Source organism: Hyphomonas oceanitis SCH89 (assembly GCF_000685295.1).
GTDB classification, from domain to species: Bacteria; Pseudomonadota; Alphaproteobacteria; order Caulobacterales; family Hyphomonadaceae; genus Hyphomonas; species Hyphomonas oceanitis.
Window position 1 is genome coordinate 1 of sequence record NZ_ARYL01000050.1, and the last position, 17,122, is coordinate 17,122.

Annotated in this window: 17 protein-coding genes; 7 read left to right on the top strand and 10 right to left on the bottom strand. The window is 59.5% G+C overall.

Annotated elements, in window-relative coordinates:
• Window positions 1–166: 166 nt before the first annotated feature.
• The 3 genes from HOC_RS18745 to HOC_RS22545 are packed head-to-tail and all read left to right on the top strand — an operon-like array spanning window position 167 to window position 3,672.
• Complete coding sequence (locus HOC_RS18745; RefSeq protein ID WP_241767089.1) at window positions 167–2,353, top strand: TonB-dependent receptor; 2,187 nt, start codon at window positions 167–169, stop codon at window positions 2,351–2,353.
• 18 nt (window positions 2,354–2,371) lie between these two features.
• On the top strand, window positions 2,372–3,499 hold the full coding sequence (locus HOC_RS18750; protein ID WP_051625105.1) for a PepSY-associated TM helix domain-containing protein: 1,128 nt from the start codon (window positions 2,372–2,374) through the stop codon (window positions 3,497–3,499).
• A complete protein-coding gene (locus HOC_RS22545) occupies window positions 3,496–3,672 on the top strand; it encodes a hypothetical protein (protein WP_199285891.1) in 177 nt (58 codons plus the stop codon). Before HOC_RS18750 ends, HOC_RS22545 begins: the two co-directional genes overlap by 4 nt.
• Before the next feature lie 36 nt (window positions 3,673–3,708).
• Here the strand turns inward: HOC_RS22545 and HOC_RS18755 are convergent, their stop codons facing one another.
• Window positions 3,709–4,872, bottom strand: coding sequence for an acetyl-CoA C-acetyltransferase (locus HOC_RS18755; protein ID WP_035541378.1), 1,164 nt, complete (start codon window positions 4,870–4,872; stop codon window positions 3,709–3,711).
• A 194-nt stretch (window positions 4,873–5,066) separates the two neighbouring features.
• Here HOC_RS18755 and HOC_RS18760 point away from each other — a divergent pair, with 194 nt between their 5' ends.
• Window positions 5,067–5,456, top strand: a complete 390-nt coding sequence (locus tag HOC_RS18760; RefSeq protein WP_035541380.1) for an ArsR/SmtB family transcription factor — start codon at window positions 5,067–5,069, stop codon at window positions 5,454–5,456.
• Window positions 5,453–5,983 carry an SRPBCC family protein gene (locus tag HOC_RS18765; RefSeq protein ID WP_035541382.1) on the top strand — a complete coding sequence of 177 codons (531 nt, stop codon included), beginning with the start codon at window positions 5,453–5,455 and terminating at the stop codon, window positions 5,981–5,983. The genes HOC_RS18760 and HOC_RS18765 overlap by 4 nt, the downstream gene beginning before the upstream one ends.
• A 36-nt stretch (window positions 5,984–6,019) precedes the next feature.
• Here the strand turns inward: HOC_RS18765 and HOC_RS18770 are convergent, their stop codons facing one another.
• Complete coding sequence (locus tag HOC_RS18770) at window positions 6,020–6,493, bottom strand: GNAT family N-acetyltransferase (protein ID WP_035541384.1); 474 nt, start codon at window positions 6,491–6,493, stop codon at window positions 6,020–6,022.
• Between the two features lie 166 nt (window positions 6,494–6,659).
• On the opposite strand from HOC_RS18770, the gene HOC_RS18775 reads away from it, so the two are divergent.
• Window positions 6,660–8,381 (top strand): patatin-like phospholipase family protein, encoded by a 1,722-nt coding sequence (locus HOC_RS18775; RefSeq protein WP_035541386.1) that lies wholly within the window; start codon window positions 6,660–6,662, stop codon window positions 8,379–8,381.
• Here HOC_RS18775 and HOC_RS18780 read toward each other — a convergent pair.
• The 8 genes from HOC_RS18780 to crcB form a co-directional block, all read right to left on the bottom strand.
• Window positions 8,378–9,910, bottom strand: coding sequence for an acyl-CoA carboxylase subunit beta (locus tag HOC_RS18780; protein ID WP_084146459.1), 1,533 nt, complete (start codon window positions 9,908–9,910; stop codon window positions 8,378–8,380). The two genes, HOC_RS18775 and HOC_RS18780, sit on opposite strands and share 4 nt — an antisense overlap.
• A gap of 88 nt (window positions 9,911–9,998) precedes the next feature.
• Entirely contained in the window at window positions 9,999–11,045 is a 1,047-nt protein-coding gene (locus tag HOC_RS18785) for a sensor histidine kinase (RefSeq protein WP_162174899.1), read from the bottom strand.
• 192 nt (window positions 11,046–11,237) lie between these two features.
• A complete protein-coding gene (locus HOC_RS18790) occupies window positions 11,238–11,900 on the bottom strand; it encodes a glutathione S-transferase family protein (protein ID WP_035541392.1) in 663 nt (220 codons plus the stop codon).
• 70 nt (window positions 11,901–11,970) lie between these two features.
• The gene (locus HOC_RS18795; protein ID WP_035541394.1) at window positions 11,971–12,690 is read right to left on the bottom strand and encodes an ATP12 family chaperone protein; all 720 of its coding nucleotides are present in this window, start codon (window positions 12,688–12,690) and stop codon (window positions 11,971–11,973) included.
• A 45-nt stretch (window positions 12,691–12,735) separates the two neighbouring features.
• On the bottom strand, window positions 12,736–13,188 hold the full coding sequence (locus HOC_RS18800) for a hypothetical protein (RefSeq protein ID WP_035541396.1): 453 nt from the start codon (window positions 13,186–13,188) through the stop codon (window positions 12,736–12,738).
• 57 nt (window positions 13,189–13,245) lie between these two features.
• Window positions 13,246–13,923, bottom strand: a complete 678-nt coding sequence (locus tag HOC_RS18805; protein ID WP_035541398.1) for an HAD family hydrolase — start codon at window positions 13,921–13,923, stop codon at window positions 13,246–13,248.
• Window positions 13,923–14,963, bottom strand: a complete 1,041-nt coding sequence (locus HOC_RS18810) for an RluA family pseudouridine synthase (protein ID WP_035541401.1) — start codon at window positions 14,961–14,963, stop codon at window positions 13,923–13,925. Before HOC_RS18810 ends, HOC_RS18805 begins: the two co-directional genes overlap by 1 nt.
• Window positions 14,960–15,343 carry a fluoride efflux transporter CrcB gene (crcB, locus tag HOC_RS18815; RefSeq protein WP_035541404.1) on the bottom strand — a complete coding sequence of 128 codons (384 nt, stop codon included), beginning with the start codon at window positions 15,341–15,343 and terminating at the stop codon, window positions 14,960–14,962. Before crcB ends, HOC_RS18810 begins: the two co-directional genes overlap by 4 nt.
• A 128-nt stretch (window positions 15,344–15,471) precedes the next feature.
• On the opposite strand from crcB, the gene HOC_RS18820 reads away from it, so the two are divergent.
• Window positions 15,472–17,007, top strand: a complete 1,536-nt coding sequence (locus tag HOC_RS18820; protein WP_035541406.1) for an alpha-N-arabinofuranosidase — start codon at window positions 15,472–15,474, stop codon at window positions 17,005–17,007.
• The last annotated feature ends 115 nt before the right edge of the window (window positions 17,008–17,122 follow it).

Sequence of the window (17,122 nt, forward strand, 5' to 3'; positions counted from 1 at the left end):
GTCAGTTACACCACGCGCTGGGACACGATCGGGGTGGGGAAAGACTGGAGAACTGTGCCCCCAATACACAAGCATCTCCAGCATGCATCTCGTCTACATAAGTCCTGTTGATTTAAGAATGACTTGCATTTACAGACGGGGTAAATTGACTGGATTGGTGAAGAAAATGATGAATTCCGCTGGCTGGAAATGGGCGCTCACGGGCGTGGCGCTTGGCGCATTGTCTGTCTCTGCTTCTGCGCAGGAGGATTCGTCGGCAGATGCGTCTGCGCGCGTGCTCGACACCGTAACCGTGACGGGGTCTGCCTCGCAGGTGGAATTGCTGGAAGAATATGCCGGCGGACAAGTGGGGCGCGGCGGCCGTGCCGGACTATTGGGAAATCTCGACTATCTTGACGCGCCCTTCTCAGGCACGACCTACACGGCCGACCTGGTGTCGGCGCAGCAGTCCGACAGCGTTGGCGACGTGCTGCAGAACGACCCTGTCGTGCGCGTGGCCAAAGGCTTCGGAAACTTTCAGGAAGTCTACATCGTGCGCGGCTTTCCGGTGTATTCAGACGATATAACGCTGAATGGCGTCTACGGCATTCTGCCCCGCCAATATGTGGCGGCCGAGCTGTTCGAGCGGGTGGAAGTGTTCCGCGGCGCCAACGCTTTCATCAATGGCGCAGCGCCGGGCGGTAGCGGCGTTGGCGGCACGATCAACCTTGTTCCCAAGCGCGCGCCCGATGGTGGCGTGCGGCGTGCGACAATCGGCTTCGAGAGCGACAGCCAGGTTTATGCCGCACTTGATCTCGGCACGCGGTTCGGGACCAGCGAAGAATGGGGCGTTCGCATGAACGCGGTGCGGCGCGAGGGCGAAACTTCGATCTCCGGCCAGGAGCGCGAACTGTCTGTCATCTCGCTTGGCACGGACTATGCCGGCGAGCGCTTCCGTTTCTCGGCCGACGCGGGCTACCAGAAAAATCATATCGATGCGCCGCGCCCGCAGGTGACACCATTGGGCGACGTACCGGATGTACCGGATTCCGACGTCAACTATGCCCAGTCATGGACCTATACGGACGAAGAGCAACTGTTCGCCGTGGCGCGCGGCGAATATGACGTAACAGACAATATCAGCGTTTGGCTCGCCGGTGGCGTGCGCAATGGCGAGGAAGCCAATGTACTGGCCAATCCCAGTGCGGCGGCCGATGGCAGCCTGACCGCTTACCGTTTCGACAACACGCGCGAGGATGACGTTCTCTCGTTCGACACGGGCGCACGCGCGACATTCGATACAGGACCTGTGAGCCACAGCCTCGTCGTATCGGCCTCCACCATCAAGGTTGAGTCGAAGAACGCCTATGCATTCTCGAGCTTTTCCACGCCGTTTGCCAGCGATCTCTACACCCCTGTGGCTGTCGCCGCGCCTGTGCCGGACTTCTTCCTTGGCGGCGAACTGAACGATCCCCTGAAAACCGAGGAAGTCGACAATCAGAGCTATGCCATCGCGGACACGCTGTCCTTCATCGAGGGTCGCCTGTTGGCCACGATCGGCGTGCGGCACCAGGACATCGAGACAACCTCGTTCGACTATAATTCCGGTTTGCGCCTTTCTGGATATTCCGACAGCGCGACCACACCCGCCTTCGGTCTCGTCTACAAGCTGAGCCCGGCCATCTCGCTGTATGGCAACTATGCTGAAAGCCTGCAGCCGGGCAGCATTGCCCCCAGCACCAGTGGCGGCGTGGCCATCCTCAATGCTGGCGAGGTGCTGGAGCCATTCAAGGGCGAGCAAGTGGAGGCCGGCGTCAAGTATGATGGCGGCAATTTTGGCGGCACACTGAGCGTCTTTTCGCTAACGCGGCCTAATGCCATTGTGGTGAACCAGGTGTTCCAGTCATCCGGCGAGCAGGAAAATCAGGGCATTGAGCTCAGCGTGTTCGGTGAACCTGTTGACGGTTTCCGTCTGATTGGCGGCGCGACCTTCCTGGATACCGAACTGGCGAAGACCGAGGGTGGCGTGAACGAAGGCAATACAGTGATCGGCGTGCCGGAAACACAGGCAAACCTGAATGCCGAATGGGATGTACCTGCCCTGACCGGCCTGACGCTGGACGGCCGGATCGTGTTTACCGGCGAGCAATATGTGAACGAAACAAACACAACCGAGATCGATAGCTGGACACGGCTGGACTTTGGCGCCCGCTATACGCTGAACATGGCGGAACGCCCTGTCACGTTGCGTGCCCGTGTCGAGAACGTAACGGATGAAACCTACTGGGCCTCGACAGGTGGCTTCCCGGGTGCGAATTACCTCATCCAGGGCAATCCTCGCACGCTGATGGTATCGGCATCGATAGACTTCTAAGATGATCAGGCAGGCGCAATGAAATCATCGACGATCCGGGCATGGAGCCAGGTGCACACATGGACGAGCCTTGTGTGCACAGGCTTCCTGTTGATGCTCTGCCTCACCGGCTTGCCGCTGATCTTTCATGACGAGATTGACGATGCGCTGAACCCGGCGACATGGGAGGCCGCCCACCCCGATGGCCCCTTGCTGGACCTCGACGCGCTGCTCGCCGGCGCATTGGCACAACGGCCCGGCGAAGTGCCGATCTTCATGAGTTTTGATATCGACCGGCCGGTTGTGAACGTGACGACCGGACCAACAGCGGACGCCCCCGGCAGCGCGATGCATTTCGCGTCATTCGACCGGACAAGCGGCGCCCTTGTTCCGCCAGCGGATGTTGGCGGAGCGGTGATGGATTTCCTTCTCCAACTGCACACCGACATGTTCCTCGGCTTGCCGGGCATGTTGGTCCTCGGCGCAATGGGCACGCTGTTCGTTGCGGCAATCGTTTCCGGCGTGGTGCTGTATGCGCCGTTCATGCGGAAGCTTGAATTCGGCACTGTCCGCCGTGGCCAGTCGACCCGGCTGAAATGGCTCGATTATCATAACCTGCTCGGCGTGGTGACGGTAGCCTGGGTCATCGTGGTCGGCCTGACGGGGGTCATGAACACGCTGGCAACGCCAATCATCGATAACTGGAAAACGCATGAACTGGCTGATCTGGTGGCGCCTTATGCCGATGCACCGCAGCCGGCTGTCTACGCATCACTGGACGCCGCGGTAAACCGTGCCGTTGCCGAAGCGCCGGGCATGGAGTTGCAGTTCGTGGCATTCCCGGGCAGTGGCTTTTCCACCGACTACCATTACGCCATCTTCCTTCATGGCCAGACGCCGCTGACTGAGCATATCATCGCGCCAGCACTGGTAAGCGCCGACGATGGCAGCTTTGCAGGCATGCGAGAAATGCCCTGGTACGTGAAGGCGCTATCCCTGTCAGGACCGCTGCATTTTGGCGACTATGGCGGGCTGTTCCTGAAAATGGTCTGGGCCGTGCTCGACGTGATCACGATCATCGTTCTGGCAAGCGGGCTGTACCTGTGGGTGGCCCGGGTGCGGGCCAAGCGCCCTGTGGCGGGCCGTGGGCCGGTGACATCCGCATGAAGCGCAAGGCCAGCCTTGGGCAGATTTTTGCCGTGCCGGCCGCGCTGTTCGTGATCGGCCTGACGGGCCTGGTGTGGGCATTGCTGGTGGACGGACCGCAGGACATTCTGGCGGGACTGGCCGTAGCGTCGTCACTTGGCGTCCTGATATGGGCCCTTGTGCGAAAAAGGTGACGGGGAAAGCCAAAGGGCCTTCCCCGCCATATTTCATCAGGCCATTTCGATGATGGTGACGTTGGCGACGCCGCCGCCTTCACACATGGTTTGCAGGCCCCAGCGCTTGTTACGGGCTTTGAGGCCGTAGATCAGCGTGGTCATCAGCTTGGTGCCGGTGGCGCCGAGCGGGTGGCCGAGGGCAATGGCGCCGCCATTGACGTTGAGCTTGTCCGGGTCAGCGCCCGTGTGCTTGGCCCAGGCCATGGGGATGGACGCGAAGGCTTCGTTGACTTCATAGAGATCAATATCGCCGATCTTCAGCCCAGCGCGGGCGAGTGCCTTGTCGGTGGCGAAGAGCGGCTCTTCCAGCATGATGACCGGATCGCCAGCGGTGACCGTGAGATTGTGGATGCGGGCGAGCGGCGTGAGGCCGTAGCGCTTCACGGCTTCCGCTGACGCGACGAGCACGGCGGATGAGCCGTCGCAGATCTGGCTGGATGTGCCGGCGGTAAGGATGCCGCCTTCGGCCATGGTTTTCAGGCCAGCGAGGGCCTCTTTCGTCGTGCCGGGGCGGATGCCTTCATCGACCGTATGCATTTCGATCTCGCCTTCGGGCGTGATGATTTCCACGGGCACGATCTCGTCCTTGAAGGCGCCGGCCTCGGTGGCGGCAGCAGCGCGGCGCTGGCTCTCGACGCCGAAGGCATCGGTGTCGTCGCGCGTGAAGCCGTGCTTCTTGGTAACCATTTCAGCGCCGACGAACTGGCTGAAGCCCTTCACGCCATATTTTTGTTTGATGGCATCAGAGATTGGCGAGATGCCGGAGCCCGGCAGGTAGTTCGACCCCATGACGGCGCGCGACATGGATTCCACGCCGCCCGCGATGACGACATCCTGCGTGCCGGACATGATGGCCTGCGCGGCGAACTGGATCGCCTGCTGGGACGAACCGCACTGGCGGTCGATCGTGACGGCGGGCACACTGTCAGGCAGGCCCGAGGCGAGCACGGCCATGCGGCCAACCTGGCCAGCCTGTTCGCCAGCCTGCGTGACGCAACCGAAGATAACGTCTTCGATAACCGACGGGTCGATGCCGGCGCGGGCGACGACAGCGTCAAGCGCGCGGGCGCCGAGATCGTTGGCGTGGATGCCCGAAAGGCGGCCATTGCGGCGCCCCCCGGCGGTGCGCACGGCGGCGCAGATATAGGCTTCAGCCATGGGTGTTTTCCCTCCTTTGTGCCGGTATTCCGACGGTGTTTGATGACGATGGGAGGAATGTAGGCGGGTTTCCCTAAGGGGCAGCAAGGGGGTGTTTCGGGGGCTTCCATGGTCGCAAGGTATCCCAAAAGGCCCCCGCAAATAATCCTCAACCATATGGTTGACTAAAATGCGGCGGCGTTTTATTAAACCATATGGTTGAACAATATACCCCCCCGATAGATGATGTCTTTCACGCGCTGAGCGACGGGACGCGCCGCAGCATGCTGCGAGCGCTGGCCGCAGGCGACTGCACGGTGGGTGAACTGGCCGCGCCGCACCCGATGTCGCTGGCCGCAGCGTCCAAACATATCAAGGTGCTCGAGAAGGCCGGGCTCATAAGGCGCGAGATCGAGGGGCGGACACATTGGTGCCGCCTGCAGGCCGCGCCGCTGGCCGCCGCGCACAGCGAGCTGGGCTTCTACGAACAGTTCTGGACCGGGCGCCTCGATACACTCGATCGCCTGCTGCGCGAAGACGATGCCCGCAAGGCCCGGGATATCGCACCGACAAAACCCCAAGCCCCTGAAGGAGACAGACAATGAATACGCAAGTCAAAACAGACCCGTTCGCCCAACTGGTCGATCCCTCGACCCTTGTCATCAAGCGCTGGCTGCCGGGGCCGGTGGAGCGGGTGTGGGATTATCTCGCCGACAGCGACCTGCGCCGCAAATGGCTGGCCTCCGGTGACATGAGCCAAGGGGCGGGCACCGCGTTCACGCTGACCTGGCGCAATGACGATCTCAGCCGTCCGTCCGATCCGCGGCCCGAGAATTTTCCGGCCGAGCACAGCATGCAGAGCAAGGTGGTCGCGTTTGATCCGCCGCGCCGGCTGGTGTTCACCTGGGGCGCAGGAACGGTGACGTTCGATCTTGAGCCCAAGGGCGATAAGGTTCTGCTGACGCTGACGCATACGGGCATTGCCGAACGGTCCAGCAAGGTGGGCATCAGCGCGGGATGGCACACACATCTGGATATCCTCGTCGCAGACGTTTCCGGCGACACGGCCAGCTCTTTCTGGAGCAATTGGGCAAAGCTCAAGGCGGAATACGAGACGCGTATTCCTCAGTAGACGATCATTGGAACGGCCGGATTGAGGCGGCTCTCCTCAGGAGAGCCGCTTTTCCAGCAGCAGCGTTGTCAGGCCGCTGTTCCATTCAAGGTCCGGATAGCGGTCTTTTTCGATATATCCGCGTGCGGCGTAGAAGGCCTGGCTGCGCGTGTTGAACGTGTCGGTTTCGAGCCGGGCGGCGGGGAAGCCGGCGCGGGCGATTTCGGCTTCGGCGAGATCCATCAGCGCGGTGCCCGCACCGCTGCGCGCATGGGCGGAATGGACGTGAAGGGCGTGGACAAAATCATCCTGCCAGTCGACGAGGCCGACAACGACGCCCGCGCGGGTCGCCACATGGAAGAGATGGCCGCGCTCGGCGACATAAGCGGCGGGGCGGTTGCCTTGCTGGTAGGCGGTGACGGCAGCGGGCGTGAGCTGCGGGCGCCAAGTGGACTCGAACGTGTCGTGCAGGATGGCGACGAGGGCGGCGCTGTCGGCGGGGAGCGCGGGGCGGATGTAGGGGGCGATCATTGAATGAGGGTGCTTGATGCGGGCGCTGTGGGCAATAGGAAGACGGCGGGTATCGCTTTCGCTTAGCCTAGCCCACTCTTACTGCCGCCTCCCACCTAAGGTGGTATTGCAATTTCTATCTTTGCCTTCAAAATAGATATTCTAATCGGACTGACTGGGGAAGCACATGAAAAAAGTTTCGGTTGCCTTTCAAGGAGGTGGTGCCCGCATCTTCGATCTTATTGCAGCCGCGAACGCTCTTGATACCCTTCAGCGGGAAGACAAGCTAAGAGTGACAAGAGTTGCTGGAACATCCGCAGGCGCGATCGCCGCTGCCGCATTTTCTTGCGGCGCAAAGTTCACACAAATTCCAGTCTCAGGCCCAAAGATAGGTGCCTTGATTGCCAAGCGCTTACCTCAAAAGAAACTCGCAAAGGCAAATGTGATAATATCAGTATTACGAAATAGGCCCTTATACCGAGAACGGGATGTCATTTCCCTAATAACTGAAATATTTGGTCTACTTGGTGTAGATAGCCGCAAACCAATTCGCGACTGCATGGCAAACCAGAAAGCCCGATGCAAAGAACTGCGGATAATGGCCTCGCGGCTTGATAGCGCCAGCCCATATCAGTTTACGGAGCAAAGCGATCTAGAGTTAAATCGCGCATTAGTCGACTCAGCTGGCCTACCATTTATCTTTAAGCTGCCCGGCAAGAACACAAACTCCATAAACCCACACTTAGTAGATGGCGGATTGTTTCAAAATTTACCGGGAGAAGCCGCGACGCTCGGACTATCCGACGACGTAGTACCAATAGCCGTACGATTTCCAGACATGGGCGATATCGACATTCAGTCAAAAGCCCCCTTAGAATACCTCGGATATATATTAAGCCGCATGATTGACGCACGTACAAATGAAGCGGCCCTCTTATTTGAAGAACAGAGAATAGTCACAATACAATCAAAAATGAGCAGCCTAAGTTTTGATCAAATTATTGGCGATGACTTTGAAGATGCGTACGAACAATCATTTAAATCCGCTTACAAAGAAATTGAAAGAGCAGTTACAGCCGATGAAAATGTGCGCAAAAACTATTATGACAGCACGCCGAAATCGTTAGTAGGCCTGTATAGATCTTTTCAGTCAGAAGTTAAGGAGTTCGCGGAGAACGGGCACGAATTCTATTCGTACAAAGCACGAGAGGTCCGCATCATTTATCATGTTAATTCGCTGATCAATGAAGAGTTTCCAGACACAATCAGGACGATATTTAAACTCGACGGCAAAGAAAACACAAATAACGAAGGCCTCCAAAATGAGACCCAGTTTCAGTACTTGCCGATATTTTTTCACAACACGAACAAGTGCACGCTGGCACCACCTACTGTGGAAGCAACAATCATTTCTAAACAGTCAGGTAATGAGACCAGTTCTCAGGACATGCCAGTTCTTACCCTGCCCCTACAGTCAAAGCACAAAGACTATCAAACTATGATACTTATGATGCAGCGCCCCCTGCCAAAGACTTGTAGTGTGGTGATATCACAGAACGAAGAATGCATAGCCGCGCTAGAGGAACTTAAAGATTTAGGGCGCGATTACCTATATTTTTCTACTCAGAATAATCAGCACATAGAAAAGATGACATTTGAACTACACTTGCCAGAAAAAGATAAATCCGGCCATTTGATTGATTTTGTTATTCGCCCTATTTCTCAGAAGCAAGACAAACACATTGTGAAAGCTTACGCCCCCAATCCAAAATTACGCCCGATTCCTACCATCTCAAACGACAAGCCTGTGTCTGGATTGCTCAAAAAATATGAAGCAACCTTTGAACAAGAGGCGGGCAGTCGAGAAGCCAACATATACATGATCGCAGTAGAACGTATTTTTACCTAAAGCGGAATGTTGTCGTGCTTCTTCCAGGGGTTCTCCAGCTGCTTGGTGCGCAGGGTGCGGAGGGATTTGGCGATGCGTTTGCGGGTGGAGTGCGGCATGATGATGTCGTCGATATAGCCCTTGCGGGCGGCGACGTAAGGATTGGCGAAGTTGTCTTCGTATTCCTTGGTGCGCGCGGCGATCTTGTCCTTGTCGCCCAGTTCCTTGCGGTAGATGATCTCGACCGCGCCCTTGGCGCCCATCACGGCAATCTCGGCCGTGGGCCAGGCATAGTTCACGTCGCCGCGCAGGTGTTTTGAACTCATCACGTCATAGGCGCCGCCATAGGCCTTCCGTGTAATGACGGTGACCTTCGGCACGGTGGCTTCGGCATAGGCGAAGAGCAGCTTGGCGCCATGCTTGATGAGGCCGCCATATTCCTGCTTAGTGCCCGGCATGAAGCCCGGCACGTCAACGAAGGTGACGACGGGAATGTTGAAGCAGTCGCAGAAGCGCACGAAGCGGGCCGCCTTGCGGGAGGCATCAATGTCGAGCACGCCGGCCAGCGTCATCGGCTGGTTGGCAACGAAGCCGACGGTGGAGCCTTCGATACGGCCAAAGCCGCAGATGATGTTGGCGCCGAAATTCGGGCTGATCTCGAAGAAGTCGCCTTCATCGGCGACCTTGGAGATCAGTTCCTTCATGTCATAGGGCGTGTTCGGGTTTGGCGGGATCAGCGTGTCGAGGCTGTTTTCCACGCGGTCTACCGTGTCGTGCACAGGGCGCATGGGGGCCTCTTCGCGGTTTGACAGAGGCAGGAAGTCGATCAGGCGGCGCATTTGCGTCAGCGCCTCGATGTCGTTCTCGAAGGCGCCGTCGACGACACCGGACTTGTTGGCATGAACGGAGGCGCCGCCGAGGGTCTCGTGTGTGACTTCCTCATTGGTGACGGTTTTCACCACGTCAGGGCCGGTGACGTACATGTAGGACGTGTCCTTCACCATGAAGATGAAGTCTGTCAGCGCGGGCGAATAGACGTCGCCGCCGGCACAAGGGCCCATGATGACGGAGATTTGCGGGATGACGCCCGAGGAGAGGACGTTTTCCATGAAGATGTCGGCATAACCGGCGAGCGAATCAACGCCCTCCTGGATGCGCGCGCCGCCAGCGTCGAAGATGCCGACAACCGGCGCGCCATTCTGGACGGCCATTTTCTGGACTTTGACGATCTTCGCCGCGTGGGCCTTGGAGAGCGAGCCGCCGAAGACGGTGAAGTCTTTCGAAAAGACGTAGACGAGGCGGCCATTGATGGTGCCTTGGCCTGTGATAACGCCGTCGCCGGGAATTTTTTGCTCTTCCATGCCGAAATCGGCGCACTGGTGTTCCACGAACATGTCGAATTCTTCGAAACTGTTCTCATCCAGCAGGACAGCGACGCGTTCACGGGCGGAAAGCTTGCCCTTCTCGTGCTGTTTCTCGATCCGCGCGGCACCGCCACCTTGGCGTGCGACTTCGCGGCGTGCTTCCAGAGCGTCGATTACATCCTGCATGAGGGGGCCTCTCCCTGCCATAAAACTGAAGCAGTGACTGATAAAGCGCGCAGCCGGGATGGCAAGTGGGACAATGGCTTCCGCCGGGTTAGGCTGAAACTTGCGCGATAACCGCCGACAGGGGGGCCTCAAGGGTCCAGGACATGCCTTCTGACGAGAATTCCCGTGTCACGGAGCCGCGTACGCTCATGGGCGCGAGGCTACCCAGAATACGGGACCCAAATCCCGGTGCGCCCGGTTCGTCCAGCAAATGGGGTGACCGCTCGCTCCAAGAGAAGCGGAATCGAGCCTCATTGCCAGCACCAATGATTTTCCAGGCGACATGTATATGACCGCCACTCGCAGACAAAGCGCCATATTTAAGCGCGTTGGATGTCAGCTCATACAGCGCCAGGACAAGAGTCTCCGAGCACTTTGCGTTGATGGGTATATCGACACCATCAAAGGTGACCTGTTCCACATCAGATCCGACAAATGCGCTTATCTGGCTCCGCACCAAGGCATTCAGGGAAGCACCTTCATTATACCGGCCGAGCAGATAATCGTTGGACCGTGAAATGGCGTGCAGGCGCTCAAGCAGCCTTTCTTCAAACTCCGGCACAGAATGGCAGGTCGGCGCAAGCAGGCTGGTGAGGGAGCTTATGACAGACAGAAGGTTGCGTGATCGATGCGCAAGCTCCTGGATGAGGAATGCATTCTGGGCCTCGGTCTTCTTGCGCTGATCAATGTCCTCGATCACGGCGATCAGGTATTCTGGATAGCCATCGGCCCGGCGCCTTACCACCAGTGTCTTGCGCGTCCAGACATATACGCCATCTGCGCGCCGAAAGCGCTTGTCGACGGCATAATGCCCAATCTCACCCGTCATGAGCTTGAGGATACGATCAGCATCGAGCCGCACATCGTCCGGGTGCGTCATGTCCATAGAAGACAGGCCCTTAAGCTCGGACGCAGAGTACCCGAGAATCCGTCGCAGCGAGCCATTGGCGTCCTGCCACTGGCCTTTCAGGTTGATATGCCCAACGCCTACCGCAGAATTCTCGAAAGCCGAAAGGTAATCGCCGACCTTCGGGCCTGCCGGAACGGGCGCCCTGCGTATGGAAATAGCTTCCGTATCATCTGTTTCAGCACCCATCGCCCGCGTTCCCATGCTCTAAACATTTCCACACGGACGACCAATTCGCCATTCGCCGGATTGTATATAATGGACACTATTTTACCTGAAACTGACAAGCTGAGCCATGCGCAAAAGACAGTGATACGCGTAGGATATACCATCAGAGGCATAAGTGTGGGCTGTTTGTGCCCTGAGTGTGGGCAGCTTCCGCTACGCGTAGGCGTAAGGGCCGCCCGCCTCTAGCGCGCGTTGATAAGCCGGGCGCGCATGTATGCGATTCAGGAAGTCCATGACGGAGTCGCTCTTGTCAGCACCCCCGCGGCTCGCCGCCGCTTCGAGCGGGAAACTCATCATGATGTCGGCGGCCGTCAGACCGTCACCCACGAACCAGCCCGTACGGGCCAGTTCGCTTTCCCAATAGGCCAGATGGGTGGTGAGTTGCGGGTCCACCAGCCTCTGCTGGACAGTCGAGGCGATCAGGCGAACGATTGGGCGCAGAAGGCCCGGCGCCCCTTCAGGCATGCGCATGAATACGAGCTTCAGCAGCAAAGGCGGCATTGCCGATCCTTCGGCATAGTGAAGCCAGTAGGTAAGTTTACGCGCCTCGGGTGTGCCTGCGGGCGCACTGAGGCGCCCTCCTGCATACGTTTGCAGGATATAGTCGAAAATGGCACCTGTCTCGGCGATGATGGCGCCATTGTCCTCAATCACAGGCGACTTGCCGAGTGGATGGATGGCTTTCAATTCAGGCGGCGCCAGCATGGTCTCGGCGTCGCGCTCGTAGCGCTTCACCTCATAGGGTATGCCCAACTCTTCCAGCAGCCACAGGACCCGTTGCGAACGGGAATTCTCAAGATGATGAACGATGATCAAGGCTGACTCCGAGCAGGTAAGGTGCGCGGCGTGCGCGGTTACGTGCCCTTTATACGCAGCCGGGGCCAAATCAGACCAGTGCGCGGAACCAGACCCCGAGCGCCTTGGCTTCAAGCCGGCGCGCTTCGGTAACGGCCTTGGCCTCGTCGTCCTCTCCCCAATTGTCAGCCTGCCAGGCCTCATCAATGCGCGAAATCTCGTAGGCGTCCTCGGCGCTGAGCGCCTCCTGCTCGACGGCGAGGGCCAAAAGAGCCGAGCCGAACAGGCCCGCACCGAAGAGAAGTCCCGTCAGGCGGAATGCATCGAGCGACAGCGCATGATCGCGCGCGGCTTCCAGTGATGAATCCGGCTGGGGCGAGGCCACAATCCCTATGACGGGTACCAGATTGACGCCAAGCGTGTCGCCCGCCCAGTCGCGCACAGGCGCCCAGTGATTTTCCTCAGCCTCTGCCAGTTCATCAGGCGTGTCGGCGATATGGCAGATCAGGTCTGTCTCGCAGTAGCGCGCCAGTTCGTCAGCCATTTCCTCGCGCGTTTCGCCTGCACGGTCGATTGCGACATTGGCGAGGCGCGTCAGGTGCATGGCGAGGAGGTCGATATTTGCCTCTTGGGCCTGCCATTCCGCGGCAATGGCACGGGCCAGGCGTTCGGTCGGCAGGACCAGACCTGCGCGGGCCGGCGTCTTGATCGTGCGGCCATCCAGCGCAACGGTCCAGCCGTCGTCCATGGGCTCAACGGCTGCGAGCTTGTAGAAGCGTTTTGGTTTGTCAGTGGGTTCGGAACTTGTCATGCAGCAGCCTTTAGGCCCGCTGACACTTTGTTCCAAGGGGGGATTTCAGACTTTGGGCTGCGTCGTGTCAGCCTGTGCGGCCATGAAATCAGGCGCATTGAGGCGAAGGATGTCCTTCACTTCACGCGTTTCGGCATCAATCAAGACCAGGGTCTGGCCATAGCGCACTGTTCTGAGATTGTCCGACTTGAGCGCCGTTTTCACGATAATGCGGAATTCCGCTCCAAGGGCTGGCATATACGCGGGGAGCGTCTGTCCAACCCTGAGTTCCTTTTCCAGGGGGGATTTGTGCATGCATATCTTCTGCGACGCGAGGCCAATGGCGCAATCTGCGCTACCCATTTTGAAGTCGCGGTCAAAGACATCGTAATCTGACTGGACGAAATGATCGACGGGATCCGGACGCGAGGTTTCATGCTGGTTAGCCATGACTGCGAGGAAGCCACCGAGAACGAGTGCGGCTCCGCCCACGATTCCAGCTTCAATCTTCCATGTCATGTTAGCCACCCTTAGCTTGTGTCAGCACCTATGACACAGCTACGTGGTGAGCAGCCTTTAGTTCCCTGTGGCCTGCGCGAAACGAAGCAGGCTTTCTTGCAACGTGTTGTAGGAATGGTGAATTTCGTGGGCTCCGACAGCTTCCAGCTCGTGCGCTGCACCAAATCCCCATGTGACACCAAGCGTTCTTACGCCTGCCGCATTGCCCATATTGATATCGTGGATGGCGTCGCCGATCATCAGGCTTTGGTGGGCTTCCGCGCCTAGCGCCTTCATGGACTGTTCGACCATGAAGGGATGCGGCTTGCCGGGGCCGTCATCGGCGCACCAGATTGTATCAAAATAAGACTCAAGCGGGTGCATGTCGAAGATAGCGCGGATACCGCGATGGGACTTGCCGGTCGCCATGGCGATTAGCCAGTCGTCGTCGCGCAGCATCTGGAGGGTTTCGAGGGCGCCTTCATAGAGCGGCTCCTTGACGTCCGGATCGGTCCGGCGCGCGATGAAGGCACTGCGGTAGGCTTCGACCAGCGTGTCTACGCGCTCAGGAGAAAGATTATCCGGCGCGAGAATCTGACAGGATTCTCGGAGGCCAAGGCCGACGATCTGGCGTGTCGCATCATAGGCCGGCGGCATGAGCCCTTCCGCTTCGAATGCGCGGACCATCGCCGTCTGGATAACGTCCCGGCTGTCGACGATGGTGCCGTCCATATCCCAAATTGCCAGTTTCAGCATCAGACGAAAGGCGCCAACGGGTTCTTGCCTGCTTCCTGTTCGAGAAAGCCGAGTGTTTCGAATGTCTCCTTCATGTGCGGCGAGAGCGGCGCGATGATGGAGATGGGCTTGCCGATGGGGCGCGGGATGATCAGCGCGCGGGCGTGGAGGTGCAGGCCCGGCGCGAGACCATTGGGCACTTCGCGGCGGCTCTGGTATTTGAAGTCACCGAGGATGGACGTGTCCATTTCCAGCATGTGGAAGCGCAGCTGGTGCATGCGGCCCGTTAGTGGCTTCAGCGCGACCCAGGCGGCCTTCTGGCCCGCCGTCGAAACGACGGCATAATCGGTGATCGAATGTTTCGCGCCTTCGACGCCCTGCGCGGTGCGCATCATGCGCTCGCGGTCAGCGTCGCGGCGTTTGACGTTCGGGCTGACCGGGCGCCAGCCGCTTTCCTCGCGGTCGTCTGGCACGCCTTTGACCATCCAGCAGCGGATCTGGCCGAATGGGGGGTTAGGTACGCCGACGGTGATGGCCCAGTAGACCTTGTCCATTTCGCGGCCCCGGAAGAGATCACCAAGGCGCGCCGCAGCAGCGGGGTATTTCGCGACGAGCAGGACACCGGAGGTATCCTTGTCGAGACGGTGCACGAGGACCGGGCGGTGCTCGCCTTCGGATAGCGCAGGCAGCATGCCGTCGATATGGCGCCCCTGCCCCGATCCGCCCTGCACGGCGAGGCCGGCAGGCTTGTTGAAGGCGATCATCTCGTCGTCTTCGTAGATGATCAGCTCTTTGAGGAACTCGCGATCTTTCTGGGAGGCATTGGCGGCGGGGTCGCGCTGGCGCGGCGCTTCCCCGTCAAGGATAGGAAGGCGCACGGCCATGCCGGCCTCAAGGCGCATGTTTGCCTTGGCGCGGCCGCCATCGACGCGGACCTGACCGGTGCGCAGCCATTTCTCGACCTGGCCCTGCGTGACCGGCACGCGGCGCTTGATCCATCGGTCGAGGCGGGTGCCTTCTTCCTTGTCGGTGACGGTTTCGGTGATGATTTGACCGCTCATGCGTAGAGCCTCCGTGCCAGCCAAAGGCCGAGGAAAAGCGCCGAAACGCCAAGGACGAGCGACAGACCGGCATAGGCGAGAGCCTTGCCGGTGTCCCCGGTGCGGAGGAATTCGGCCACTTCCAGCGAAAAGGCCGAGAATGTCGTGAAGCCACCGAGCACGCCGGTGGCGAGGAACAGGCGCGTGGTCTGGCTGACGCCTTCGGCCTTCAGGGCCAGCCATCCGATCAGCAGGCCCATGGCCAGACTGCCGAGAATATTGACCGCGAATGTGCCATAGGGCCAGCCCTGCGGCAGGTGCCGCACTGTGAGCTGGCTGACGCCATAACGCATGGATGCGCCGAGGGCGCCGCCTGCTGCAACTGCGAGAAATCCGTTCATGCGGGCCTTCTACCTGCAACCTGCCTGCTTAGCCAGTGGCTGATGCGGCGCCCGGAATTCGGGATGCAGCTTGACCAAACGGGCCCTCCCGCAGCAATGTTAGCGCTAAAATAACAAGGGAGAGAAAAATGAGAGTTCAACTGGTTGCCAGTCTGGCGTGCGCCCTGCTCTGGGCCATTTCTGCCGCCGCACAGACAAGGGTCGATGTAGACCTCGCCGCCGAGACGCACACGATCGCGCCGGAAATATACGGCCAGTTTCTCGAACATCTTGGCACCCAGCCCTATGGCGGCATCTGGGTCGGCCCGGACAGTGACATCCCCAATACGGACGGCATCCGCGATGATGTGTTCGGCGCGCTCGAGGCGTTGGACGTGCCGGTGATCCGCTGGCCCGGCGGCTGCTATGCCGACCTCTACCATTGGCCCGACGGCGTGGGGCCACGCGACACGCGCCCGGTGCGGGTCAACATGGTGTGGGGCGGCACGGAAGAGCCGAACGCTTTTGGCAGCCATGAATTCTTCAATCTCGCGGAACGCCTTGGCGCGAAGACCTATCTCAACCTGAACCTTGGTACGGGAACGACCGCCGAAGCCGCTGACTGGCTCGAATACCTGACCGCAGTGGCAGGTGACCGCGCCGCTGAACGGGCAGCGAATGGGCGCGAAACACCCTACAAGGTCGACTTCCTGTCCATCGGCAACGAGACATGGGGCTGCGGCGGGGCCCTGACAGCCGGTGCCTATGCCGATCTCTATGCGCAATATGCCAGTTTCGCGAAGACCGCCGGCGACCAGCCCGTGCGCATCCTGTCGGGCGCCCATGACGGCAACCCGGAATATACCGACACGCTGCTGGGCCACCCCTATATCGCCGGTCTGATCGAAGGTGTGTCGCTGCACGTCTACACGCTGCCGACCGGGGAATGGAGCGAGAAGGGCGACGCCACCGGCTTTCCGGAAGCCGAATGGGCCTCAACGATCAAGCGCACCCTGCGCATGGAGGGCGTGATTGCCGACCAGCGCGCGATCATCGCCAAGCACGAGGATCTGCCGGACGGCTTCGGCCTCTATGTTGATGAGTGGGGCATGTGGGTGGACCAGGACGAGACGAAGAATCCGCCGGCGCTCTATCAGGAGGGCACGATCCGCGATGCGGTCGTGGCCGGGCTGAACCTCAATATCTTCCACCGCAATGCCGACCTCGTGAAGATGACCAACATCGCGCAGATGGTGAACGTGTTGCAGGCGATGATCCTGACCGATGGGCCGGACATGGTGCTCACGCCGACCTATCATGTGTTCGAGATGTACAAGCCGTTCATGGGCGCCGAGGCTCTGCCGGTCTCCTATGCATCGCCGGACTATACGTTGGGCGAGGTCACTGTGCCCGCGATCAGCCTGAGCGCTGCGCGGACGGCGGATGGCCAGCTCATCGTGGCGCTGGTGAATGCAGACGCCAGGGCCAGCCATAACGTGGACCTGACTTCGTTCGGCGCGAAAAAGGCCGAGGGCCGGTTGCTGACGGCGAAAACCATGGATGCGGGCAACACGTTCTCCGATCCGGACGCCGTGCACCCGGTGCCGCTGGCAGCGAAGGCAAAAGACAAGACGCTGGTGCTCGACCTGCCGCCGCGCTCTGTTGCGGTGGTGGTGCTCAAGTGACGGCAGGCGCCTATTGCGCGCCGGTCCATTCCGGCTCAAATAGGCGCCGCATGCGGGTGTAGCTCAATGGTAGAGCAGCAGCTTCCCAAGCTGAATACGAGGGTTCGATTCCCTT

Excerpts from the sequence above, each read along its gene's own strand:
- HOC_RS18760 (WP_035541380.1), top strand. The coding sequence starts at position 5,067 with ATGGTTGAACAATATACCCCCCCGATAGATGATGTCTTTCACGCGCTG.
- crcB (WP_035541404.1), bottom strand. The coding sequence starts at position 15,343 with ATGAACGGATTTCTCGCAGTTGCAGCAGGCGGCGCCCTCGGCGCATCC.
- HOC_RS18800 (WP_035541396.1), bottom strand. The coding sequence starts at position 13,188 with ATGACATGGAAGATTGAAGCTGGAATCGTGGGCGGAGCCGCACTCGTT.
- HOC_RS22545 (WP_199285891.1), top strand. The coding sequence starts at position 3,496 with ATGAAGCGCAAGGCCAGCCTTGGGCAGATTTTTGCCGTGCCGGCCGCG.
- HOC_RS18820 (WP_035541406.1), top strand. The coding sequence starts at position 15,472 with ATGAGAGTTCAACTGGTTGCCAGTCTGGCGTGCGCCCTGCTCTGGGCC.
- HOC_RS18810 (WP_035541401.1), bottom strand. The coding sequence starts at position 14,963 with ATGAGCGGTCAAATCATCACCGAAACCGTCACCGACAAGGAAGAAGGC.
- HOC_RS18745 (WP_241767089.1), top strand. The coding sequence starts at position 167 with ATGATGAATTCCGCTGGCTGGAAATGGGCGCTCACGGGCGTGGCGCTT.
- HOC_RS18805 (WP_035541398.1), bottom strand. The coding sequence starts at position 13,923 with ATGCTGAAACTGGCAATTTGGGATATGGACGGCACCATCGTCGACAGC.
- HOC_RS18750 (WP_051625105.1), top strand. The coding sequence starts at position 2,372 with ATGAAATCATCGACGATCCGGGCATGGAGCCAGGTGCACACATGGACG.
- HOC_RS18765 (WP_035541382.1), top strand. The coding sequence starts at position 5,453 with ATGAATACGCAAGTCAAAACAGACCCGTTCGCCCAACTGGTCGATCCC.
- HOC_RS18775 (WP_035541386.1), top strand. The coding sequence starts at position 6,660 with ATGAAAAAAGTTTCGGTTGCCTTTCAAGGAGGTGGTGCCCGCATCTTC.
- HOC_RS18770 (WP_035541384.1), bottom strand. The coding sequence starts at position 6,493 with ATGATCGCCCCCTACATCCGCCCCGCGCTCCCCGCCGACAGCGCCGCC.
- HOC_RS18755 (WP_035541378.1), bottom strand. The coding sequence starts at position 4,872 with ATGGCTGAAGCCTATATCTGCGCCGCCGTGCGCACCGCCGGGGGGCGC.
- HOC_RS18785 (WP_162174899.1), bottom strand. The coding sequence starts at position 11,045 with ATGGGTGCTGAAACAGATGATACGGAAGCTATTTCCATACGCAGGGCG.
- HOC_RS18780 (WP_084146459.1), bottom strand. The coding sequence starts at position 9,910 with ATGCAGGATGTAATCGACGCTCTGGAAGCACGCCGCGAAGTCGCACGC.
- HOC_RS18795 (WP_035541394.1), bottom strand. The coding sequence starts at position 12,690 with ATGACAAGTTCCGAACCCACTGACAAACCAAAACGCTTCTACAAGCTC.